Genomic DNA, 710 nt, shown 5'->3' on the forward strand with positions numbered 1-710 from the left:
TACTGTGCCAACAAGGTAGCACCATAAAATGTCTTCTGGTGCCACCTTATGCGAGAGAGTTCTTATTTATTATCTTCTAACAGATAGCGATAGAGCAGCCCACCGATAACACCACCAACCAGTGGCACAAGCCAGAATACCCACAACTGCTGCAACGCCCAAGTGCCCTGAAAGAGCGCTACGCCTGTGCTGCGCGCCGGGTTGACTGAAGTGTTGGTCACTGGGATGCTGATCAGGTGGATAAGAGCCAACGCCAATCCGATAACCAGCGGGGCAAAGCCCGCAGGAGCGCGCTTGTCGGTCACGCCATGGATTACGATCACAAAGAAAGTGGTCAGTACCAGCTCAATCACAATTGCGGCTTGCAGAGAGTAACCACCCGGGGAGTGTTCGCCGTAACCATTGGAGGCAAAACCACCTGCGGTGGCGTCGAATCCGCCTTTACCGCTAGCGATAAAATACAGCACCGATGCTGCGGCGATGCTGCCGATCACTTGTACGAGAACATAAGGAAGGACTTCTTTCACCGAGAAACGACCGCTGGCGAATAATCCAACGGTAACTGCTGGGTTAAAATGCCCTCCGGAAATATGCCCGACGGCATAGGCCATCGTCACCACGGTCAGACCGAAAGCGATCGCGACGCCGAGAAAACCAACACCCAGCTGTGGAAATGCCGCTGCTAATACTGCGCTTCCACACCCTCCGAA

The 710-nt window shown here is 53.9% G+C and carries 1 protein-coding gene; it reads right to left on the reverse strand.

The features are described 5' to 3' along the window. Positions 1–62: 62 nt before the first annotated feature. Positions 63–710, reverse strand: a 648-nt coding sequence (aqpZ, locus tag AC6BYQ_RS28495; RefSeq protein ID WP_498057930.1) for an aquaporin Z, incomplete at its 5' end; no start/stop codon positions are given.

It is taken from the genome of Serratia sp. LTN-2 (assembly GCF_059740205.1).